Consider the following 19,501-nt stretch of genomic DNA (forward strand, 5'->3'; position numbering starts at 1 on the left):
CCGCCGGTTTGTGACGCTGCTTACCGAATCTCGTATCGATTGTGACGGTGCTTTTCGGAACAGTGTTTTCCACGGCAAATTTGTTGCCTTATTGCTACAAGGCTCATGCCATCCGACCCGTATTTTGCTATGTTGCCGGTTAGACCCAAATCTTTGGAGTTATCCCATGCTGTTGACTAACAAGAAACTGCTCGCAAGCCTCGTCGGTTTGGCAATGGCAGGCGCCGCCACGGTGGCCAGCGCCCAATCGTCGGAAGGTACGCAGGGTGGCGTGAGCGTGCATTACGGCATCGGCGACCATTACCAGCGCATTACCCTGAACTACGAAACGCCGTCGGTCTGGACGCATCAGTTCGGTGGCAACTGGGGTCGCCTTGACCTCACGCCCGAATTGGGCGCCTCGTACTGGTGGGCGGACGGCTCGCGTTCCCCGGGCCATGTGTGGCAGCTCAATGCTATCCCGATGTTCCGCTGGTGGACCGGCGAACGTTTCTACCTCGAAGCCGGTATCGGCGCGACGGTGTTTTCCAGCACGCGCTTCGCGGACGAAAACATCAGTACCGCCTTCCAGTTTGGCGACCACGTCGGCATGGGCTTTCTGCTGACGCCGAACAACCGCATCGGCGTGCGCTATTCGCACTTTTCGAACGCCAGCATCAAGCGCCCGAACCCCGGGCTGGATCTGGTGCAGTTGACCTACACGTACCAGTTCTAAGCCGCTTTCCGGCAAGACCATAAAACCCTCGTCACCGAGGGTTTTTTTCGTCTATGGATCATGGGGGTGTTGGCGACGGACGAAAAAAAGCCCCCGTCATGCGACGGAGGCTTTTTGGCGTGCCAGCGGCTTAGTGCCGCGTTTCGACTTGAACCAGGGGTTCGTTCGACACGGTGGCAACCGGCTTGCGCTCGCGGCCAAGGCGGGTCGGCGTATGCGCGGCGGCAATGCGCAGCTGGGTTTGAGCGTGGCGGTCCGGATCGGTTTCCACCCACTTCAAGCCAGCGGCGTTGACGACGTCATGCAAGGCCTGGGCCTTGGCCGACGGCGTGGCTGCCGGTACCACGATAGGCTGCGACACGGCGGGGGCTGGGGAGGCAGCCGTCGCTGCGACAGCCGTCGCTGCGGCAGCCGGTGCTGCGGCAGCCGGCGCTGCGGTCGGGGCTTCGCGTTCACCAACCGGCGCGGGCGCCGTCACGACGGGTTCCACCTCGGCGGCCTTCACCGGCGTTTCAGCCGGAGCTTGGGCCGGCTCAGCGGCCTGCACGGCCACCGGCTCGGTCACCGAGGCAGCCGTTTGCACGGGCTGGGCCACGGGCTCGGCGGCTTGTACGGCGGCGGGCTTGGTGGCCTCGACAGGAGCGTCCACAGCGGCGGCTTGGGCCGGAGCTTCAACCGGGGCCTGTGCCGCAGCTTGGACCGGGGCTTGAGCCGGGGCGTGGGCGGGTGCTTGGGTCTGCGTTTCCACCGGAGCCTGAACCGGCGCCTGAGCCGGTGCTTCGACCTTGGCGGGCTGCGCTTCGACGGCTTGTGCTTCCGTCACCTTGGTGTCGACGGCCTGCGTCTGCACCGGCGCGGCGGTAGCGGTTTCTACCGGCGCTGCCTGGGCGGCGATGCCTTCAGCTTGATCGGCGATGTCGTCGTCGGAACCGTCGTCCAGTTGCTCGTCGCTACCGGCCAGACCTGCTTCGTCCTGGCTGCGGCGGCCACGGCGGCTGCGGCGGCGGCGGCGCTTGCGTTCCGGATCGGCGGCGCCTTCAGCACCTTCGGCCAGGGGCATGCCATCGGCGGTTTGCTCGGCGGCGTCAGCGGCGTCCGTCGACGTTTCGGCGGCGGGCTTGGTGGTGTCGGGCAGGGCGGTCGCAACGGACTGCGCCAGCGCGGCCACCATGCTTTCCTGTTCGCTCATCGGCGCGTCGGATTGGCCTTCTTCGCGGCGGTTGCGGCCACGGCCACGGCGGCGGTTACGACCGGCGCCGGTATCGTCGCCATTGGCCAGTTCAGCCTGGTCGGGGCGGTTGGACGCCAAGACGGCTTGCGCCGTCTGGCCTTCGCGATCACCACGGCCTTCGCCGCGGTTGCCGCGATCGCCACGATCCTGGCGGTCACCGCGTTCGCCTTCGCCACGGCGGTTGCCACGGGCGTGGTGGCGGCTGCCTTCGCCGCCTTCGGCACCTTCACCGCGCGATTCGCCACGGCGATTGTTGCGGTTGCGATCCGAGCCATGGCGTTCACCACGGCGTTCCTGGCCATCATGGCCGGCACGACCCTTGCCGCGACCAGAGGCGGCGCGCTTGGCGCTGTCTTCCTGGGCGATGGGGGCCGGCTTGGCGGCTTCGGAGCCACCGGTCAGCCAGCCGACCAGGCGCTTGAACAAGCCGCCCAGGCCGCCCGTTGCGGCAGCCGGTGCGGCGGGCGCAACGGCGGGAGTGGCCGGCGTGGACGAGACCGGGGCCGGCTGCGAGGGCGTGATGCCCTTGACCAGAGCTTCCGGACGCGCCTTGATTTCGCTTTCGCGCGGTTGCCACGGCGCGTTCGTGGCGGGAGCTTCCACCAGTTCGAAACTGGTCTTCAGCTCTTCCAGGCGCGGGTCGTCATGGCGCAGGCGTTCGATGTGGTGATGCGGCGTTTCCAGATGCTTGTTCGGGATCAGCATCAGGTTGACCTTCAGGCGGGCTTCCATCTTGGTGATGTCGGCGCGCTTTTCATTCAGAAGGTAGGTGGCAACATCCACCGGCACCTGGGCGTGGACCGCCGCGGTGTTTTCCTTCATGGCTTCTTCTTGCAGCAGGCGCAGCACGTGCAGGGCGCTGGATTCCGCATCGCGGATCACGCCGGTGCCGTTGCAGCGCGGGCAGGTGATGTGCGAGCCTTCGTTCAGGGCCGGGCGCAGGCGCTGACGCGACAGTTCCATCAGGCCAAAGCGCGAAATCTTGCCCATCTGCACGCGGGCACGGTCGAAATGGAGAGCATCGCGCAGGCGCTGTTCGACGGCGCGCTGGTTCTTGCTGTCTTCCATGTCGATGAAGTCGATGACGATCAGGCCGCCCAGGTCGCGCAAGCGCAACTGGCGGGCCACTTCGTCGGCCGCTTCGGAGTTCGTGCGCAGCGCGGTTTCCTCGATGTCGGCGCCGCGCGTGGAGCGGGCCGAGTTCACGTCAACGGAAACCAGTGCTTCGGTGTGGTCGATCACGATGGCGCCGCCGGACGGCAGTTGCACCGTGCGCGAATACGCCGTTTCAATCTGGTGTTCGATCTGGAAGCGCGAGAACAGCGGGATGTCGTCGCGGTAGCGTTTGACGCGCTGGACGTTGTCCGGCATCACCACGCTCATGAAGGCGGTGGCCTGATCGGCGATCTCGTCGGTATCGATCAGGATTTCGCCGATTTCGGGCGAGAAATAATCGCGGATGGCCCGGATGACCAGGCTGGATTCCAGGTAGATCAGGATGGGCGCTGAGTTGTCGCGGGCAGCGCCGTCGATGGCGGTCCACAGCTGCAACAGGTAGGACAAGTCCCACTGGAGCTCTTCGACATTGCGGCCGATGCCGGCGGTACGGGCAATGATGCTCATGCCCTGGGGCAGCTCAAGCTGCTCCATCGTGTCGCGCAGTTCCTGGCGATCTTCGCCCTCGACGCGGCGCGAAACGCCACCGCCACGGGGGTTGTTGGGCATCAGGACCAGGTAGCGGCCAGCCAGCGAGATGAACGTGGTCAGGGCTGCGCCCTTGTTGCCGCGTTCTTCTTTTTCGACCTGAACGATCAGTTCCTGGCCTTCGCGCAGCGCATCCTGGATGCGGGCGCTACGGACATCGACGCCTTCCTTGAAGAAGCTGCGAGCAACTTCCTTGAAGGGCAGAAAGCCGTGACGGTCTTCACCGTAGTTGACGAAGCAAGCTTCCAGGCCGGGTTCGATCCGGGTAATGACACCTTTGTAGATGTTGCCTTTGCGTTGTTCGCGGCCGGCAGTCTCGATGTCGAGGTCGATGAGTTTTTGCCCATCAACGATAGCGACGCGTAATTCTTCCTGATGCGTCGCATTGAACAGCATGCGCTTCATGAGAGGGTTTCTCCGTTGTCATGACGCGCCGATATCGGCGCGTGACCTCGGGTCACTCGGGCTGCGGCTGAAGCGGGCAAGAAATGCGGACCGTACCTGGGCGGCGCCCAGGCGTATCCGCCGCGGGTCAGGCGGGCACGTCGTGCCGTGGGGCACGGGGTTCTGTCAGCAGGAGGGTCAGCTTCACTGAATGTGGTTTGACGGAAAAATTGCTGTGAACGGCAGTTGCGGTCGGATTGGTTGCCTACACGCAGCTGGTGCTTTAAATATGCGACGATTCTTGCAGTGCTTCAGAGCCGCTTGCGGCATGCAACGGACCTGCTGGGACAGCGGGCAAAGTGAATGCCACACCACTATCCGGCAGGGCGCGGTTGCGCCGGCGACCAAGAGACCCAGGGGTTGAATCAGCAGGCAGTACAATAGCGGCCCGCGCGCTCGACGGAGTTGCGTACTTGTTTGCATCTCTACGCCAGGCGGCTAGTTCAGCCCCTTAAGGCTGTCCCGATTATATGTCGCTTTCCGCAATGCGCAAAGAAACTTCCTCCCCCATATCCCCCTCTAAAGCCGCCCCCGCCGTCCGTATGGTGGAGGTCGATGGCGAACACGCCGGCCAGCGTCTCGACAACTTCCTGATGCGCCTGTGCAAGGGCGTGCCCAAGACCCACATCTACAAGGCCATCCGTGGCGGCGAGGTGCGCGTCAACAAGGGACGCATCTCGGTCGACTATCGCATCGTGGCGGGCGACATCGTCCGCATCCCGCCCTTGCGCCTACCTGATCCGGGCAAGCCGCGTCCGGTGCCGGGCGCCGAGTTCCCCGTGGTGTTCGAAGACGACGCGCTGCTGGTGGTGGACAAACCCGCCGGCGTGGCGGTGCATGGGGGCAGCGGGGTGTCGTTCGGCGTGATCGAGCAACTGCGCGCCGCGCGGCCCGATGCCAAGTTCCTGGAACTGGTGCATCGCCTGGACCGCGAAACGTCCGGGCTGTTGATGGTGGCCAAGAAACGCAGCGCCTTGCTGGCGCTGCACGCGATGCTGCGCGAAGGCAAGGGCGACAAGCACTATCTGGCGCTGGTCCAGGGCGATTGGGTGAATGACCGCCAGCACATCAAGCTGGGCCTGTCCAAATGGACGACGCAATCCGGCGAGCGGCGCGTTAAGGTCGACCCCGACGGCCAGACCGCGCACACCATCATCACGCTCAAGCAGCGTTTCGGCGGTTACAGTCTGGTCGACGCGGAACTGCGCACCGGTCGTACGCATCAAATCCGGGTGCACCTGGCGGCCAGCGGCTTTCCCATTGTGGGTGATGACAAATACGGGCATGACGACGTGCGCGCGGAATTTTCGCGCATGGGTTTCGGTCGGATGTTCCTGCATGCTCATCAATTGACCCTGGCCCACCCGGTCACCGGCGAGCCCATGACCCTGACCGCCGAGCTGCCGCCCGCCTGCCAAAAAATACTGAAACAACTGGAGTCGGTCTGATTATGTCGTCGTATTCGCTGGTCGTTTTTGACTGGGATGGCACCCTGATGGATTCCACGCACAGCATCGTGGCCGCCATCCAGGGCGCTTGCCGGGACCTGGAATTGGCGGTGCCGTCGGCGTCCGAGGCTAGCTGGGTGATTGGTCTGTCCCTGGAAAGCGCGTTGCGTCGGGCCGTGCCGGAGCTGACGCAGGCGATGATGCCGCGCTTTCTTGAGCGCTACCGCACCCACTACCTGCTGCGCGACCCCGAACTGCGCCTGTTCGACGGCATTCCCGAACTGTTGCGGACCCTGGCCGACCAGAACGTGCGCTTGGCGGTGGCCACCGGCAAAAGCAGGGTCGGCCTGACCCGCGCGCTGGCGGCGACGGGCTTGGGTCCGCTGTTTGACGCCACGCGCACGGCGGACGAAACCTTCAGCAAGCCGCATCCCGCGATGTTGCACGAGCTCATGCAGGAGCTGGACGTGGACCCCGCTCGCGTGGTGATGGTGGGCGACACCTCGCATGATCTCCAGATGGCGGTCAATGCGGGCGTGCACGGCCTGGGCGTGACCTATGGCGCGCATACCGTGAAGGAGCTTCAGGGTTGTGCGCCACAGGCGGTGCTCGATAGCGTGCCGCTGGTGCGTGAATGGCTGCTGCCCCGGGTGTCGGCCGGCGCCTGATCCGGGAAAGATCGCACACGGGGCGCGCCGCCGCGGAATATCATGGGGCGGCGCAGCGTCTATGACTTGTACCCGGCGGCTACGGCCGACGGTCGGTGAACCGGAGACCACGATGTTGATACGCAAGCCCCACGATATTGCCCCGTCCGAAATTACCGACGAAGCGGTCTGGCGTTCGCGCCGCGACCTCATGTTGCGCGCGGGGCTCACGGCCGCCGCCGTGGGGCTGCCCGGCTGGGCTGCGCGCAGCGCGTTCGCCCAAGACGCCGGCACACTGACCGGCAAGCCCAACGGGTCGCTCAGCGTCATGGACAAGCAGACATCGCTTGCCGACATCACGTCCTACAACAACTACTACGAATTCGGCGTCGACAAGGGCGACCCTGCCGCCAATGCCGGCAAGCTGAAGACGCGTCCGTGGACGGTCAGCGTCGAAGGCGAGGTGGGCAAGCCGCGCACATTCTCCATCGACGATCTGCTCAAGCTGGCGCCCATGGAAGAACGGGTCTATCGGCTGCGCTGTGTCGAAGGCTGGTCGATGGTGATTCCGTGGGTGGGCTATTCGGTGTCCGAGTTGCTCAAGCAGGTGGAACCCACCGGCAATGCCAAATACGTGGAATTCGTCACGGCAGTGCAGCGCGAGAACATGCCCGGCGTGCGCGCCGCGATCCTGGAATGGCCCTACGTCGAGGCGTTGCGCATCGACGAGGCCATGAACCCCCTGGCCATGCTGGTGTTTGGCGTCTACGGCAAGGTGCTGCCGAACCAGAACGGCGCGCCGCTGCGCCTGGCCGTGCCCTGGAAGTATGGTTTCAAGTCGGCCAAATCGCTGGTCAAGATCCGTCTGGTGGAAAAGATGCCGGAATCTTCCTGGATCAAGGCGGCGCCCCAGGAATACGGGTTCTACGCCAACGTGAACCCGAACGTACCGCATCCGCGCTGGAGCCAGGCAACCGAGCGCCGCATCGGCGAAGACGGCCTGTTCAGCCCCAAGCGCAAGACGCTGATGTTCAACGGCTATGGCGAACAGGTGGCATCGCTTTATCAGGGCATGGACCTGAAGGCGAATTACTGAATAACGCCATGTCCGAGGTTTCCTCCCGGCGAGCCGCCGCGCCGCCCGCCAAGACGCAGCTTTCCGCCAAGACTGTCGGGCGCTTCAAGCCGGTCCTGTTCCTGCTGGGCCTGGCGCCGTTCGCGCGCTGGGTGTGGCTGGGCATGGATAACGGGCTGACCGCCAACCCGGTCGAATTCCTGACTCGTTCGTCCGGTACCTGGACGCTTGTCTGCCTGCTGGTGACCCTGTCGATCACGCCGCTGCGTCGCCTGACGGGGCAGCCCGCCTTGGTGCGCGTGCGCCGCATGTGCGGCCTGTTCGCGTTTTTTTACGGCGCCATGCATTTCATGGCCTGGGTCTGGTGGGACCGAGGGCTGGACCCCGCGGCAATGTTGCAGGATATCGGCGAACGTCCCTTCATCACCGTGGGTTTTGCAGCGTTCGTGCTGATGACGGCGCTGGCGGCTACGTCCACCCAGTGGGCGATGCGCCGTCTGGGCAAACGCTGGCAGCAATTGCACCGCGCCATTTATGCGATCGGCCTGCTGGCGGTGTTGCATTACTGGTGGCACAAGGCGGGCAAGAATGACCTGACCCAGCCGGCCTTGTACGCCGCCGTGCTGGCGCTGCTGCTAGGCTGGCGCATCGTGGCGTGGTGGCGCCGCCGCGCGCGTTGACGCGCCTACAGCATTGCAAACATGATCGAGGCGGTTTCGAGGTCTGGCTGGCCGTCGTGCAAGCTGGGCCGGTAGTGCATCTGGAATGCGGCCAGCGTATTGATCGTGGCGGGGTCCAGCTTGCCGTCCTGCCCGCAGGCGTAGCCCAGCCGCTGCAACTGCTGCTGAAACCATGCCACGTCGGGCAAGCCTTGGGCCTGCAACCGAGCCAGATGCTGGGCCGCGCCGGCCTCGTCGTACCAGCGGCCGATACCGGCCGCCGCCAGGGCCTTCCAAGGGAACAGTGGGCCGGGATCGACCTTGCGCTGCGGCGCGATGTCGCTATGCCCCACGACGTTTTCGGGCGCCACACCGTGGCGTTGGATCAGATCGCGCAGCAGGATCGTCAGCGCCCGCACCTGACGGTCGTTGTAGGCGTGCCAGACGGGTTTGCCGTCGGCGCCTTCGGTCCAGCCCGGGTTGACGATTTCGATACCGATCGACGTGCTGTTCATGGCGATATTGCCGTACCAGGAGCTCGCCCCGGCGTGCCATGCGGCGCGATTTTCATCCACCAGCCGATAGGCGCGCCCGGCGTCGTTGATCAGGTAGTGCGAACTGACCTTGCCCTGCGATAGCAGCTTGAGCGAGGTGGCGTCGTCGACCGTGGTGTAGTGCAGAACGATGCTGCGTACGCGGCTGGCCTGGCCGACGGCGGTGATGGATGTGTCGAGGTCCAGGCCGGCCGGGCCACGCGCGGCGCAGCCGGCCAGCACTGCCGTGGCCAGCAGGGTGGTGATAAGGCGAAACATGAGTCAGCGGGCCAGATAGAGGAAAAGCGTGGGCAGCTTGTCGAGTTGGGGCGCCGGCAGTTTCTTCCAGTCGGCCACGGTGTGCGTGACCACCCATTCGTCCGCGGTGGTGACCGAACGGGCCACGCACAGCTTGGTATCGCCTTTCAGCGCGGCCAGCAGGGTGGAGAACATGGCCGCGTTGCGATAGGGGGTTTCGATCAGCAACTGCGTCTGGTTGTGCTTGGCGGAATGCTGCTCCCAGGCTTTCAACTGCTTGGCGCGCTCGGCCGGGTCCACCGGGGCGTACCCGTGGAAGGCAAAGCGCTGCCCGTCCAGCCCACTGGCCATCAGACCCAGCAGGATGGACGACGGGCCCACCCACGGTTTGACCGTGATGCCCAGGCGGTGCGCAGCGTCCACGACTTTTGCGCCAGGGTCCGCCACGGCAGGACAGCCGGCTTCGGACACCAAGCCGATTTCGGCGCCGTGCTTGACCGGCGCCAACCAGGCGTTGATTTGCCCGACGTCAATTTTGTCCGTCAGAGTGTGAATCGTGATTTCCTGAAGCGGGCGGGTGGTGCCGATCAGTTTGAGAAAGGCGCGTGCCGTCTTGGCATTTTCGGCGATGTAGGTGTCCAGGCGTCCGGCCAGCGCACGCACGTCGGCGGGCAACCAGCGTTCGGGCGGGGCATCGCCCAGGCCCACGGGAATCAGGTGCAGGGCGCCGCTCATGCCGGCCCGCCCGGTGCGTCCAGCGGATCCAGGCCAAACTGCGCCAGCATGCGCGTCAGCGCGATCAGCGGCAGCCCGATAATGGCGGTCGGGTCATCGCTCTGGATGCTTTCCATTAGTGCAATACCCAGGCTTTCCGCCTTGGCGCTGCCTGCGGTATCGTAGGGTTCTTCGGCGCGCAGATAGGCGTCGATGGCGCGTTCTGACAGCTGGCGAAAGTGGCAACGCGTGACGATGTCGGCTTGCTCGATGCGCTGGCCGTCCGTAACCGCCAGCGCGCTATGAAATTCCACGATCTGGCCCGACAGGGCCCGCAATTGCGCCTGGGCGCGCGGGAAGTCGCCCGGTTTTCCGATAGGCTGGCCGTCGATGGTCGCCACCTGATCCGACCCGATAACGATGCTGCCCGGATGGTTCGCCGCCACGGCCATGGCCTTGGCCACCGACAGCCGCAAGGCCAGCGCGTCGGGCGTTTCGCCCGGTTGTGGCGTTTCGTCCACATCGGGAGAAACGGCGGTAAAGGGCAGGCGCAGGCGCGATAGCAATTCTTTGCGGTACGGCGAGCTGGAAGCGAGGATCAGGCTAGGCTTTGAAGGCATGCGGTATTTGACGTTAAAGCGTAAGTCGCAGTATTATCTAACGTTTTGCGGGATTTTTGCAGCGCGAAGGCGAAAGCTTTAAGCCTCTGAGTGCAGTGGCCTTAGTGCGGTGGAATCTCGCAAATGCAAAGGATTTGATCATCAAGCGCATCGATGCATTCGCATTTGCCCATAGCGGCAAGCAAGCGCAAGGCACCATACCTCTTGTGCGGTTTACGCGCGCGGTTGAAGGGTTACCCGAACAACCGCCGGGCGATGCCGGGCTTGTGACGTGGTCCGTGCGCGGTGAGATTGGCAAGTCAGGGCTGTTGCTTGGCCGGCCGCTTCTGCATGTTCACGTGCAGGCGAATCCGGTGCTGGTATGCCAACGGTGCAATGCGCCGTTCGTGTATCCGGTCGATAGCGAAGTCCTCTTGCAGCTGGTTAAGTCTGAAGCCGACCTTGACGATGGTTTTACCAACGGTGATGTTACCGACGGTCATTCCGCCGGCAGCGACGACGAAGACGAAGAAGGAAATGGTTTTGTGTCCAACCAACCCGAAAAGGTGGTGGGTTCACATCATTTTGATCTGCTGGCCCAGGTCGAAGATGAGCTCATTCTGAGCGTTCCGTATGTGCCCAAGCATGATGTATGCCCGGGCGCGCAGGCCAAAGTCAGCGAAGTTCCTGAAGAACCCGCTGTCAAGCGTCCGTCGCCGTTTGCGGTGCTGGAACAACTGAAGCACAAAGATTGAGATCAACATCGGGCCGCATCGCGTACAATGCGCCCCGTTTCTAGGAGTCATCATGGCCGTTCAACAAAACAAGAAGTCCCCCTCCAAGCGCGGTATGCACCGTTCGCACGATTTTCTGGTTGCTCCGTCGACCGCCATCGAGCCGAACACCGGTGAAACGCACCTGCGCCACCACATCAGCCCCAATGGCTTCTATCGTGGCCGCAAGGTCCTGAAGACCAAGGCCGACGAATAAGGCCCCCGGGCCGAACTCGTACTCGGACCAATTCGGCTGAACGCTGATACCTGGCACCCGTGATACGCATCGCCATAGACTGTATGGGCGGAGACTTCGGTCTGCCCGTCACGATTCCGGCTGCGATCGAGTTCGCCCGGCAATTTCCGGATACCCGGCTATTGCTGGTCGGGCTTCCCGACGCGATCGAAGCGGCGCTCTCCGAGCACCGCGACGTTGCGCGCGATCGTATGGAAATCGTGGCGGCTTCTGAAGTCGTCACCATGGACGACCCGGTCGAGGTCGCCCTGCGCCGCAAAAAAGACTCCTCCATGCGCCTGGCCGCCCAGTCCGTCAAGGACGGGCGTGCCGACGCCTGCGTTTCCGCGGGCAACACCGGCGCATGGATGGCCATTTCACGCTACGTGCTCAAGACGCTGGACGGCATTGACCGGCCCGCTATCGCCACGTCCATTCCCAACCAGACGGGCCGCGCCACCACGGTGCTGGACCTGGGGGCGAATGTGGACTGCACGGCCGAGCACCTACTGCAATTCGCCATCATGGGCGCCGCGCTGTCACAAGCCGTCGACCACCGTGAAAGCCCGACCGTGGGCTTGCTCAACATCGGCGAAGAAGTCATCAAGGGCAACGAAGTCGTCAAGGAAGCCGCCGAGCTTCTGCGCGGCAGCCCGCTGAATTTCTACGGCAACGTGGAAGGCAACGATATCTTCAAGGGCACGGTCGACGTCGTCGTCTGCGACGGCTTTGTCGGCAACGTCGTGCTCAAGTCCGTCGAAGGGCTTGCGAAGATGCTGTCCAGCATCATCCACGAAGAATTCAAACGCAATATCTTCACGTTGCTGGCCGGCGCCATCGCCAAGCCGGTGCTGAACCGTTTGCGCAACCGCGTCGACAACCGCCGCTATAACGGCGCCGCGTTGTTGGGTTTGCGCGGCGTGGTCATCAAGAGCCACGGTTCGGCGGATGTCTACGCCTACGGATTTGCGTTGCAACGAGCCCGCGAAGCCGTAGTGAGTAAACTGCTGGAGCGCACCGCTCAGACGGTCGCTCAGATTACCAAGCGCGTTCAGTCGGAAGAGGGCGCCGCAACGCCTCCCGCGAACGTGGCTGGGGACACCGCTTGATGGATACCGCAATGAAATATTCCGCGATCGCGGGCACCGGCAGCTTCTTGCCGGAACGCGTGGTTTCGAATGACGAACTGGCAGCGGAACTGGCGACGCGCGACATCGCCACGTCCGACGAATGGATCGTCGAGCGCACCGGCATCCGCCAGCGCCATCTTGCCGAGCGTGGCGTCACGACCAGCCAGCTCGCCACGGAAGCATCGCGCCGCGCGCTGGCCGATGCGGGCGTGGACGCCTCCGAGGTCGACCTCATCATCGTCGCGACCTCCACCCCCGATTTCGTGTTTCCCAGCACGGCCTGCCTCGTGCAAGCCAACCTGGGCGCCAAGGGGTCGGCGGCATTCGACGTCCAGGCCGTGTGCAGCGGCTTCGTCTATGCGCTGACCACCGCTGACAGCTTCGTGCGCGCCGGCCGCGCCCGTTGCGCGCTGGTGATCGGCGCCGAAGTGTTTTCGCGCATTCTTGACTGGAATGACCGCAGTACGTGCGTGTTGTTCGGCGACGGCGCGGGCGCCGTGGTGCTCAAGGCGTCCGACGAACCCGGCATCATGGCCGCGCAGTTGCATGCGGACGGCAGCCAGATGAAGATCCTCAGCGCTGCGGGCAACGTAGCCTATGGCGACGTCACCGGCGACCCGTTCCTGCGCATGGACGGGCAAGCGGTGTTCAAGCAGGCCGTCACCGTGCTGGACCGCTCGGCGCGCGACACCTGCGCCGAAGCCGGCATCGAGGTCGCCGACGTCGACTGGCTGATTCCTCACCAGGCCAACGTGCGCATCTTGAACTTCCTGGCGCGCAAGCTTGCCGTGCCGGTCGAGAAAGTCGTCATTACCGTTGATAGCCACGCCAACACCTCCGCGGCCAGCGTGCCGCTGGCACTGGATGCCGCGCGCCGCGATGGCCGCGTCAAGCCCGGCCAGCTCATCCTGATGCAAGGCGTGGGCGGCGGATTCACCTGGGGCTCGGTACTCGCTCGCATGTAAGTGCGCGTCCCGGCGGATGGCGCATCGCGCGCCGCCGCCGCGAGGGCACGCCTGACATCCCACACAGATACTGAATCAATCCAACCGGTCAATCATGAAAATTGCTTTTGTCTTTCCCGGCCAAGGGTCGCAAGCTGTCGGCATGCTGGATGCCTGGACGGGCGTCGCTGCCGTCACGGATACCGTGGCGCGTGCTTCTGAAGCGCTGGGCCAGGACCTGGGCGCGTTGATCGCGCAGGGCCCGGTGGAACAGCTGAACCTGACGACGAACACGCAGCCCGCCATGTTGACGGCCGGCGTGGCGTTCTACGCTGCCTGGACCGCTGCTGGCGGTCGCAAGCCGGACGTTGTCGCCGGCCACAGCCTGGGCGAATATGCCGCGCTGACCGCCGCCGGTTCGCTGGCGCTTGAAGACGCCGTGCGCCTGGTGCGCGTGCGCGCCGACGCCATGCAGGCCGCCGTGCCGGTCGGTACCGGCGCCATGGCCGCCATCCTGGGGCTGGACGATGACGCGGTGCGCAATGCCTGCGCTGCCGCGGCCCAGGGCGAAGTGGTTGAAGCCGTCAATTTCAACGCGCCCGCGCAAGTCGTGATCGCCGGCCACAAGGCCGCTGTCGAACGCGCCTGCGAACTGGCCAAGGCCGCCGGCGCCAAACGCGCGCTGCTGCTGCCGGTGTCCGCGCCTTTCCATTCCAGCCTGCTCAAGCCCGCCGCCGACGTGTTGGCCGGCGCATTGGCGAACGCCACCGTGTCCGTGCCGCAGATTCAGGTCATCAACAACGTTGACGTGGCCTCGCCCACGGAACCTGGCGCGATCCGCGATGCGCTGGTGCGTCAGGCATGGCACCCTGTGCGCTGGGTGGAAACCCTGCGCGCCATGAAGGCGCAAGGCGTCACGCACGTTATCGAATGCGGTCCCGGCAAGGTGCTGGCCGGACTGACCAAGCGTATCGACCCCGAACTTACCGGCCTGGCCATTACCGATCCTGCTTCACTTGAAGCCGCGTTGGCCGTCGTTAACGGAAATTAAAGACATGGACAACTCGATCGAACTGCAAGGCAAGATCGCGCTGGTGACCGGCGCCACGCGCGGGATCGGCCGCGCCATTGCCCAGGAATTGGCCTCGCGCGGCGCAACCGTCGTTGGAACCGCCACCACGGAATCCGGCGCGGCCGCCATCACAGAAGCCTTGGCGCCCCTGGGCGGCCGTGGCGTGGTGCTGAACGTGACCGACGCCGAAGCCTGCGACGCGCTGATTGACGCGCTGGGCAAGGACGGCGGTGGCCCGCACATCCTCGTCAACAACGCCGGCATTACCCGCGATACGTTGGCGATGCGCATGAAAGACGACGACTGGTCGGCTGTGCTGGACACCAACCTGACCTCCGTTTTTCGCCTGTCGCGCGCCGTGATGCGCAGCATGATGAAAGCCCGCTGGGGACGCATCATCAACGTCACGTCGGTCGTCGGTTCCAGCGGAAATGCGGGGCAGGCCAACTACGCCGCCGCGAAGGCCGGCGTGTCGGGCATGTCACGTGCCCTGGCTCGTGAGTTGGGTAGCCGCAACATCACCGTGAACTGCGTTGCGCCGGGTTTCATCGACACCGACATGACGCGCGCGCTGGCTGAGAGCCAGACCACGGCGCTGCTGCAACAGATTCCGCTGGGCCGTTTGGGCTCGCCCGAAGACATCGCCCATGCGGTGGCCTTTTTGTCCGGGCCGCAAGCGGGTTACATTACCGGCACCACCCTGCACGTCAACGGCGGGATGTACATGCAATAAATCACGAATTGCGCACCAGGCGGCTCAGGCCGTCGCGCAGTTCAACCGGAAACGCCGCATACCGATATTCCTGTGCCTGCGGGCGACAGAACCAGTGCGCGGTGTTATTTTTGTCACGGCCAGGCGTTGCTTTCCTCTACGCTTGGCTATAATTCGCGGGATTTTTCCCAATTGGAGATCTGCATGGAAAGCATCGAACAGCGCGTCAAGAAGATCGTCGCTGAACAACTTGGCGTTAACGAAGCCGAGATCAAGAACGAATCCTCCTTCCTTGACGACCTCGGTGCCGATTCGCTCGACATGGTCGAACTGGTCATGGCGCTCGAAGACGAATTCGAGACCGAGATCCCCGACGAAGAGGCCGAAAAGATCACGACCGTGCAACAAGCGATTGACTACATCAATTCGCACGGTAAGCAGTAAGCTCAACCTATATCGTTCCGGTTGCCCGACATTCGGGCCAGCCGGGAAACGGGGCGGTTTCAGGAATTTGCCGTGTGGTCCGCGTGCGGGAAGGGCGTTGTAATGCCCGACCCGCTTTCGCGCGGGCCACACGTGCAGCGCATCCCGAAAGCCGCCTTTCTTTTGTCTGTTTGAGGAGTCATCCGTGAAGCGACGTGTCGTCATCACCGGCCTGGGTATTGTTTCTCCCGTTGGAAACGACCTGACCACCGCTTGGGACAATATCGTCAACGGACGTTCTGGCATCAGCCGCATCACCCGTTTCGATCCCTCGGCCATCACCACGCACATTGCTGGCGAAGTCAAAGACTTCGACATCAGCACCTATATCTCAAGCAAAGAAGCCCGCCAGATGGATACGTTCATCCATTACGGCCTGGCCGCGGGGATGCAGGCATGGCGTGATTGCGGTTTGGAAGTCACCGAAGCCAATGCCGAGCGCATTGGTGTCATCGTGGGTTCCGGCATCGGCGGTTTGCCGCGCATTGAAGAAACCCAGGTCGAATACATGGCCAAGGGTCCGCGGCGCATCTCGCCGTTCTTCGTGCCGGGTTCGCTGATCAACCTGATCTCCGGTCATTTGTCCATTGCCTATGGCATGAAGGGTCCCAGCTACGCCGTCGTTTCGGCCTGCACGACCGGTCTGCATTGCATCGGCGACGCAGCGCGCCTGATCGAATACGGCGACGCGGACGTCATGGTTGCTGGCGGTGCGGAATCGACCGTGTCGCCGCTGGGTATCGGCGGTTTTGCCGCCATGCGCGCCTTGTCGACCCGTAACGATGACCCGGAAACGGCATCGCGTCCCTGGGACCGCGACCGCGACGGATTCGTGCTGGGCGAGGGCGCCGGCGTTCTGGTCCTTGAAGAGTACGAGCATGCCAAGAAGCGCGGCGCGCGCATCTATGGCGAATTCGCCGGATACGGCATGAGCTCGGACGCGCACCACATCACGGCTCCGGACAAAGACGGCCCGCGTCGCGGCGTTATCAACGCGCTGCGCAACGGCGGCTTGAACGCTGACGACATCCAGTATGTCAACGCGCACGGCACGTCGACTCCCCTGGGCGACAAGAACGAAACCGACGCGCTGAAGCTGGCGTTCGGCGATCACGCCAAGAAACTGGTGGTGAATTCGACCAAGTCCATGACGGGCCACCTGTTGGGCGCGGCTGGCGGCATCGAAGCCGTGTTCACGACCTTGGCCGTGTACAACCAGGTTTCCCCTCCCACGATCAACATCTTCAATCAAGATCCGGAATGCGATCTGGATTACTGCGCGAACGAAGCGCGGCAGATGAAGATCGACATCGGCCTGTCCAACTCGTTCGGCTTCGGCGGCACCAACGGCTCGATGGCCGTTCGCCGGGTCTGATTTGGAAGGCTCCGAGGCAGGGCGCTGGTCATTTCGGGTGCCCGTCGGGCGGCCGGCCAATGGCCACGTCCTGTGCGCGGTGGCCGGCGCCGCCGCTGCGGCTTGCGCGTCGGTAGCAGCGCTTTGGCAAGGCATGGGCGGCTGGGCATTCGTTGCGCTGCTGCTTGTGCCGGCCGGGCTGTTACACTCGGCACGGAGCGGCCTGTCCCCGGTATCGGCATTACGTACGGCAACCGGGGCAGGGCGTTGGCAGGTGCGTCAGCCGCAAGGCTGGCAAGACGCGCGGTTGCTGGATCAGCAGCGCGGCCCCCGCTGGCTTACGCTCACTTTGCAGCTTTTGCCCACCGGGAGTACGGTCTTTACAAATAGCACAATCACCCTCACCGTCTGGCAGCGGACGTTGCAACCCGAGTCCTGGCGGCGGTTATGCCTGCTGACGGGCACGGCGCAGCGAGCGCGGCAGGCGGCACGCCCGCAGGAGGCGTCATGAGCGAACGCGAAGTCGACGCGGAGTTGGTCGCGCGCGTTCAACGAGGCGATAAAAAGGCGTTTGATCTACTGGTGCTGAAGTACCAGCGCAAGATCCTGCGCCTGCTGGCCCGGATGATCCGCGACCCATCGGAAATCGAAGACGTGGCCCAGGAAGCTTTCATCAAAGCGTACCGAGCCTTGCCCCAGTTTCGGGGCGACAGCGCCTTCTACACCTGGTTGTATCGTATCGCCATCAACACGGCGCGCAACTGGCTGGCTTCGCAAGGCCGGCGCCCCAGCGCACCCAATGCGATAGAAACGGAAGACGGTGAAACTTTTAACGAAACCGACAACCTAACCGATATAAGCACGCCGGAATCCATGGTCGCCAGCCGCGAAATCGCCGAGACGGTGAACGCGGCAATCGAGGAATTGCCCGAAGAATTGCGCACCGCAATTGTCCTGCGTGAAATCGAAGGTATGAGTTACGAAGACATCGCCCAGAGCATGGACTGCCCTATTGGTACGGTGCGCTCCCGCATTTTTCGTGCGCGCGAGGCCATTGCAACCAAATTGCGTCCATTGCTTGGCACCGATGCCGAGCGTCGCTGGTAAGGAGTGGCAGTCATGCAAACAGCAGCCAAGTCCGTTGAAATCGCCGAGGCCTCCTGGGAGGAATCGGTTTCCGCCTGGATGGACGGAGAAGATTCCGACGATATTCTTCCCAGTCTGTTGTCCAAGGAAGGACGTCAGACCTGGGACACCTATCATTTGATCGGTGATTCCCTGCGCAATGCCGATCTGGCATTGACCCCTAGCGCCGCGTTCCAATCGCGATTGGCGCGCGCGCTGGACGCGGAGCTGCCGATTGTGGCGGCGCCCCGGCGCCGCTCGCCGTTGCGGGTCGGCCTGTCGGGCCTGGCCGTGGCGGCCGCGGTTGCCACCGTTGCCTGGGTGGCACAGCCTTACCTGACCGGCACGCCGGCAACGGAAGTGCGTGTGCTGGCCGATGCCAGCGGCACGCCCGCTTCCGCCACCGCCGCCGATGACGCCGGCCTGCGCGACTACCTTGAGGCCCATCGCCAGATGGCGGGCCCCAGCGCGGTGCGTCAAGTGTCGTTCGACGTCGGAGCAGGACGTTGATGGCGATAGCGTTACCGACACGTTGGCCGCGCGCAGGTTCCTGGCATGCCCATCGCGCGGGATGGTTCGCCGCTACGCTTCTGACCGCTTTCCTGTCCGCCCATGAGCCGGCGCGCGCCGCCGATGCGGCCCCGGTCACGGACGATGTGGTCCAACTGCTGACCCGCATTCAGCAGGCCGCGCGCAAGCAGGACTACGCGGGCGTCTTCATGTATCAGCAAGGCGAGATGATTCAGTCATCGCGCCTGGTGCATGTGCTGGACGGCACCGGCGAGCGCGAGCGCCTTGAGATCCTGGATGGCCAGCCGCGCGAATACCTGCGTCACAACGACGACGTGCAATGCCTGATCCCGGAACGCAAGACCGTGCTGATCGAGCGCCGTCGTGGCGACCGGTTTCCCGGCCTGCTGCTGGGCGATCCGGCCAATCTTTCCGAACACTACAAAATCCGTACCGAGTCCAAGCTGCATCGGGTGGCAGGCCGTGAATGCCGCCTGATCACGATCGAACCGCTGGACAAGCTGCGTTATGGCTACCGCCTGTGCGCTGACGTTGAAACGAATTTGCTGCTGAAGGCGCAAACGCTCAACGCCGCCCGGGGTGTGGTTGAGCAGGTCTCGTTCACGTCGCTGCGCCTGGGTTCCGAAGTGGATCCGCAACAGCTCAGTTCCCGCTGGAGCACGCGCGACTGGAAGGTGCTGGAACCCTCGATGACCCCAGTGGACCTGATGGCCCAGGGGTGGCGCATTCCGGCGCCCAAGGGCTTCAAGGTCATCATGCAGGTGGCGCGATCAATGGGCCGCGGCGCAACGGTCAGCCAGATGGTGCTGTCCGATGGCCTGGCCGCCATCTCGGTGTTTATCGAACCTTATGACAGTGAGCGCGGGCATCATCCCCCGCCGGGCCCCGCGCAGCGTGGCTCTATCACGGTGTATGGCACGCGCATTGCTGATTTCTGGCTGACGGCCGTGGGCGAGGTGCCCGTGGCCACGCTTGAACAGCTGGCGCAAGCGACCGAATACGTGCCGACCGCGGCAACGGCCGCACCGCCGGCCGGCACCCCCAAGTGACGCACGCCACAGCCACAAGCAGCAAGCAGCAACTTCGGAGTAATTTATGAAAGCAATGACGGTGTC

Annotated in this window: 20 protein-coding genes; 16 read left to right on the forward strand and 4 right to left on the reverse strand. The window is 64.0% G+C overall.

The annotated features are described in order from the left end of the window. Window positions 1–166 precede the first annotated feature (166 nt). Window positions 167–715: an acyloxyacyl hydrolase gene (locus YH64_RS00575; protein WP_046802587.1), complete on the forward strand. Its 549-nt coding sequence runs from the start codon at window positions 167–169 to the stop codon at window positions 713–715. A gap of 130 nt (window positions 716–845) precedes the next feature. Here the strand turns inward: YH64_RS00575 and YH64_RS00580 are convergent, their stop codons facing one another. Further along, entirely contained in the window at window positions 846–4,055 is a 3,210-nt protein-coding gene (locus YH64_RS00580) for an Rne/Rng family ribonuclease (RefSeq protein ID WP_046802588.1), read from the reverse strand. 524 nt (window positions 4,056–4,579) lie between these two features. Between YH64_RS00580 and YH64_RS00585 the strand changes: the two genes are divergently transcribed. From YH64_RS00585 to msrQ, 4 genes are all read left to right on the forward strand, one after another. After that, a complete protein-coding gene (locus YH64_RS00585) occupies window positions 4,580–5,542 on the forward strand; it encodes an RluA family pseudouridine synthase (RefSeq protein WP_185975318.1) in 963 nt (320 codons plus the stop codon). Between the two features lie 2 nt (window positions 5,543–5,544). Beyond that, a complete protein-coding gene (locus YH64_RS00590; protein WP_046802590.1) occupies window positions 5,545–6,210 on the forward strand; it encodes an HAD family hydrolase in 666 nt (221 codons plus the stop codon). A gap of 112 nt (window positions 6,211–6,322) precedes the next feature. Then, window positions 6,323–7,285, forward strand: a complete 963-nt coding sequence (gene msrP, locus YH64_RS00595) for a protein-methionine-sulfoxide reductase catalytic subunit MsrP (RefSeq protein ID WP_046802591.1) — start codon at window positions 6,323–6,325, stop codon at window positions 7,283–7,285. Window positions 7,286–7,293: 8 nt separating this feature from the next. Continuing rightward, entirely contained in the window at window positions 7,294–7,944 is a 651-nt protein-coding gene (msrQ, locus tag YH64_RS00600) for a protein-methionine-sulfoxide reductase heme-binding subunit MsrQ (protein WP_046802592.1), read from the forward strand. 5 nt (window positions 7,945–7,949) lie between these two features. Here the strand turns inward: msrQ and YH64_RS00605 are convergent, their stop codons facing one another. Genes YH64_RS00605 through YH64_RS00615 form a run of 3 tightly spaced genes read right to left on the reverse strand, consistent with a single transcriptional unit; the run spans window position 7,950 to window position 10,048 of the window. Beyond that, window positions 7,950–8,735 (reverse strand): N-acetylmuramoyl-L-alanine amidase, encoded by a 786-nt coding sequence (locus YH64_RS00605; RefSeq protein WP_046802593.1) that lies wholly within the window; start codon window positions 8,733–8,735, stop codon window positions 7,950–7,952. A 3-nt stretch (window positions 8,736–8,738) separates the two neighbouring features. After that, complete coding sequence (locus tag YH64_RS00610) at window positions 8,739–9,449, reverse strand: SAM-dependent methyltransferase (RefSeq protein ID WP_046802594.1); 711 nt, start codon at window positions 9,447–9,449, stop codon at window positions 8,739–8,741. Further along, the gene (locus YH64_RS00615) at window positions 9,446–10,048 is read right to left on the reverse strand and encodes a Maf-like protein (RefSeq protein WP_046802595.1); all 603 of its coding nucleotides are present in this window, start codon (window positions 10,046–10,048) and stop codon (window positions 9,446–9,448) included. Before YH64_RS00615 ends, YH64_RS00610 begins: the two co-directional genes overlap by 4 nt. A gap of 134 nt (window positions 10,049–10,182) precedes the next feature. On the opposite strand from YH64_RS00615, the gene YH64_RS00620 reads away from it, so the two are divergent. From YH64_RS00620 to YH64_RS00680, 11 genes are all read left to right on the forward strand, one after another. Next, window positions 10,183–10,782, forward strand: coding sequence for a DUF177 domain-containing protein (locus YH64_RS00620; protein WP_046802596.1), 600 nt, complete (start codon window positions 10,183–10,185; stop codon window positions 10,780–10,782). A 52-nt stretch (window positions 10,783–10,834) separates the two neighbouring features. Continuing rightward, window positions 10,835–11,017, forward strand: coding sequence for a 50S ribosomal protein L32 (gene rpmF / locus YH64_RS00625; protein WP_006218037.1), 183 nt, complete (start codon window positions 10,835–10,837; stop codon window positions 11,015–11,017). A gap of 59 nt (window positions 11,018–11,076) precedes the next feature. After that, entirely contained in the window at window positions 11,077–12,144 is a 1,068-nt protein-coding gene (gene plsX / locus YH64_RS00630) for a phosphate acyltransferase PlsX (RefSeq protein WP_046802597.1), read from the forward strand. Continuing rightward, complete coding sequence (locus YH64_RS00635) at window positions 12,144–13,130, forward strand: beta-ketoacyl-ACP synthase III (protein WP_046802598.1); 987 nt, start codon at window positions 12,144–12,146, stop codon at window positions 13,128–13,130. Before plsX ends, YH64_RS00635 begins: the two co-directional genes overlap by 1 nt. Window positions 13,131–13,224: 94 nt before the next feature. Next, window positions 13,225–14,160, forward strand: coding sequence for an ACP S-malonyltransferase (gene fabD / locus YH64_RS00640; RefSeq protein WP_046802599.1), 936 nt, complete (start codon window positions 13,225–13,227; stop codon window positions 14,158–14,160). Window positions 14,161–14,164: 4 nt separating this feature from the next. Continuing rightward, window positions 14,165–14,914, forward strand: coding sequence for a 3-oxoacyl-ACP reductase FabG (gene fabG, locus YH64_RS00645; RefSeq protein ID WP_046802600.1), 750 nt, complete (start codon window positions 14,165–14,167; stop codon window positions 14,912–14,914). 183 nt (window positions 14,915–15,097) lie between these two features. Continuing rightward, entirely contained in the window at window positions 15,098–15,337 is a 240-nt protein-coding gene (gene acpP / locus YH64_RS00650) for an acyl carrier protein (RefSeq protein ID WP_003813816.1), read from the forward strand. 184 nt (window positions 15,338–15,521) lie between these two features. Then, window positions 15,522–16,751, forward strand: a complete 1,230-nt coding sequence (fabF, locus tag YH64_RS00655; RefSeq protein ID WP_046802601.1) for a beta-ketoacyl-ACP synthase II — start codon at window positions 15,522–15,524, stop codon at window positions 16,749–16,751. Window positions 16,752–17,237: 486 nt separating this feature from the next. Beyond that, entirely contained in the window at window positions 17,238–17,837 is a 600-nt protein-coding gene (rpoE, locus tag YH64_RS00670; protein WP_006218045.1) for an RNA polymerase sigma factor RpoE, read from the forward strand. 12 nt (window positions 17,838–17,849) lie between these two features. After that, the gene (locus YH64_RS00675; RefSeq protein WP_046802603.1) at window positions 17,850–18,365 is read left to right on the forward strand and encodes a sigma-E factor negative regulatory protein; all 516 of its coding nucleotides are present in this window, start codon (window positions 17,850–17,852) and stop codon (window positions 18,363–18,365) included. Further along, entirely contained in the window at window positions 18,365–19,435 is a 1,071-nt protein-coding gene (locus YH64_RS00680; RefSeq protein ID WP_046802604.1) for a MucB/RseB C-terminal domain-containing protein, read from the forward strand. Before YH64_RS00675 ends, YH64_RS00680 begins: the two co-directional genes overlap by 1 nt. The last annotated feature ends 66 nt before the right edge of the window (window positions 19,436–19,501 follow it).

The sequence above is a fragment of the Achromobacter sp. LC458 genome, assembly GCF_001005835.2.
Classification (GTDB): domain Bacteria; phylum Pseudomonadota; class Gammaproteobacteria; order Burkholderiales; family Burkholderiaceae_B; genus Achromobacter; species Achromobacter spanius_B.